Raw genomic sequence first — 2,469 nt, 5'->3', positions numbered from 1 at the left:
TGGTAGGGTTGGTGGAAAAATATGCTAAAAATACCATTGTTGAGAATAAATTGTGATGTAATTCAATTTTTTCTGGATTTTTTTATGCTTTTAAGGAATAATCCGCCTCCCTTAGTCGTCCCTAATGGCTTATCGCGGTTGTGTACTGTGCTGTGTTCCCGTCTGAATGGAATCAGTATCTGGATGGATCAGTATCGAATTGGAAGAGCATATGGGACTGTTTTTTTGTTTAATTAAGTAGGATCCCAATGCAAGATTCTGTTATTCAATTCAGTGATTTATCTCTGAATGATTCTATCCTTTCTGCTCTAGACGGAATGGGTTTCGTGTCACCAACTCCAATTCAGGCTGCGGCAATCCCACACCTATTGGAAGGTGCTGACGCGCTGGGTAAAGCTCAAACAGGTACAGGTAAAACAGCAGCGTTCTCTCTGCCTCTTCTCAACAAACTCGATCTAAACCAACGCAAACCGCAAGCGATTGTACTTGCTCCGACTCGTGAGCTGGCAATTCAGGTTGCAGCGGAAATGAAAAACCTTGGTAAAAACATCAAAGGTTTGAAAGTTCTAGAGATTTACGGTGGCGCATCTATTGTCGACCAAATGCGTGCTCTTAAAAGTGGCGCTCATGTAGTTGTCGGTACTCCAGGCCGTGTTCAAGATCTTATCAATCGCGAACGTCTACACCTAGACGAAGTTAGTACTTTCGTTCTTGATGAAGCAGACGAAATGCTAAACATGGGTTTCGTAGATGACGTAACTGCGATCATGGAGCACGCTCCAGAGTCAGCACAACGCGTTCTGTTTTCTGCAACTATGCCTCCAATGCTGAAGAAGATCGTTGAACGTTTCCTTCGTGACCCTGTAACGGTTGACGTTGCTGGTAAAAACCACACTGTAGACAAAGTTCAACAACAGTTCTGGGTAGTGAAAGGTGTAGAGAAAGATGAAGCAATGTCTCGTCTTCTTGAAACTGAAGAAACTGACGCGTCAATCGTATTCGTACGTACTCGTCAAGATACTGAGCGTCTGGCTGACTGGCTATCTGCACGTGGCTTCAAAGCAGCTGCACTGCACGGTGACATTCCTCAGTCTCTACGTGAGCGTACTGTTGATCACATCAAACAAGGTGTTATTGACATCCTAGTTGCAACTGATGTTGTAGCTCGTGGTCTTGACGTTCCACGTATTACGCACGTATTCAACTACGACATCCCATTTGATGTTGAGTCATACATCCACCGTATCGGTCGTACTGGCCGTGCTGGACGTAAGGGTAAAGCGATCCTTCTAGTTCGCACTAACCAAATTCGTATGCTTCGCACTATCGAGCGTGTAACTAAGTCATCTATGGAAGAAATCCAACTTCCTCTACGTGACCAAGTTGCTGAAGCTCGTCTAGCTAAGCTAGGCGCTGAGCTTGAAGCAGAGAAAGAGCACAAAGCACTAGACAAATTTGCTGAGTTGGTAGAGAAACTACAAACTTCTCTAGACATCGACCCAGCAACACTTGCTGCTATGCTTCTTAAGCGTCAGCAAGGCAAACGTCCTCTGTTCTACATTGGCGAAGACCCAATGGTTGAAGCAATTGAGCGTGACAAGCAACGTCGTAAAGAGCGTCGTGAAGGTGGTCGCGATGGCGGTCGTAACTTCAACAACCAAGACTGGGATACTTACCAGCTTCAAGTTGGTCGTGAGCAAGGCGTTCAAGTTAAAGACATCGTTGGCGCTCTAGCAAACGAACTAGGTCTAGGTAAAGGTTCTATCGGTGCGATCAAGCTAGCTCAAGGCCACACATTCGTACAGCTACCTAAAGCAATGACTTCAGACGCGGCGAACAAGCTAAGCAAACTACGTATCCGTCAACAAGATGTTGGTGCTGTAGTATGTGATTTCGATGATTTCCGCGAGTCTCGTGGTGGTCGCCGTGACGGTGGTCGTCGCGAAGGTGGTCGTCGTGATGGCGGTGGTTACCGTGGCAACCGCGAAGGCGGCAATCGTGGTGGTGATCGTCGTGAAGGCGGTCGTCGCGAAGGTGGTTTCCGTGGTAACCGTGACGGCAACCGCGATGGTAATCGTGAAGGTGGCGAACGTCGTTTCGATCGCAACCGTGGTGGTGATCACCGTGGTGCACATCGTGGTGAACGTGGTCACGGTCGTGGCCGTCGTACAGACGCATAATCACGAGTGATTAAAGCGACGGTTTAAGTTGCTACAATGACCCGTCCTGATATGGGTTGACACTTTTTAACTAAAACGCTCGATGTACTTCATCGGGCGTTTTGTATTTTAAAGCCGTATGAGGCCTCATTTGATTATAGATATCTACAGACTCTGCTACCATCGTCCTTGCTTCTTTCAGATCTTTCGGTTTCTTCAGCAAGAGCTCCATTTTGAGTATCCCATTTACACGCTCAGCTAAAGCATTCTGATAACAGTCATACCCGTCAGTCATTGAGCAAGTCACTCT

General features: G+C 46.8%; 2 protein-coding genes. One reads left to right on the top strand and one right to left on the bottom strand.

All coding sequences use genetic code 11. The features are described 5' to 3' along the window. The first annotated feature begins 248 nt into the window (after positions 1 to 248). Positions 249 to 2,180 carry a DEAD/DEAH box helicase gene (locus CAG68_RS11345; RefSeq protein ID WP_104976537.1) on the top strand — a complete coding sequence of 644 codons (1,932 nt, stop codon included), beginning with the start codon at positions 249 to 251 and terminating at the stop codon, positions 2,178 to 2,180. A 70-nt stretch (positions 2,181 to 2,250) separates the two neighbouring features. Here CAG68_RS11345 and CAG68_RS11340 read toward each other — a convergent pair. After that, positions 2,251 to 2,469, bottom strand: a 219-nt coding sequence (locus tag CAG68_RS11340; protein WP_161441160.1) for an integrase core domain-containing protein, incomplete at its 5' end; no start/stop codon positions are given.

Source organism: Vibrio sp. V42_P2S4T144 (assembly GCF_009904715.1).
In the GTDB taxonomy this organism is placed as follows: Bacteria; Pseudomonadota; Gammaproteobacteria; order Enterobacterales; family Vibrionaceae; genus Vibrio; species Vibrio alginolyticus.
The sequence above is the reverse complement of the archived record's forward strand: the minus strand, read 5'-3'. Positions and strand labels throughout refer to the sequence as shown.

Bases quoted from the DNA above. Each gene is read 5' to 3' on its own strand.
- CAG68_RS11345 (WP_104976537.1), top strand. From the start codon at position 249: ATGCAAGATTCTGTTATTCAATTCAGTGATTTATCTCTGAATGATTCT.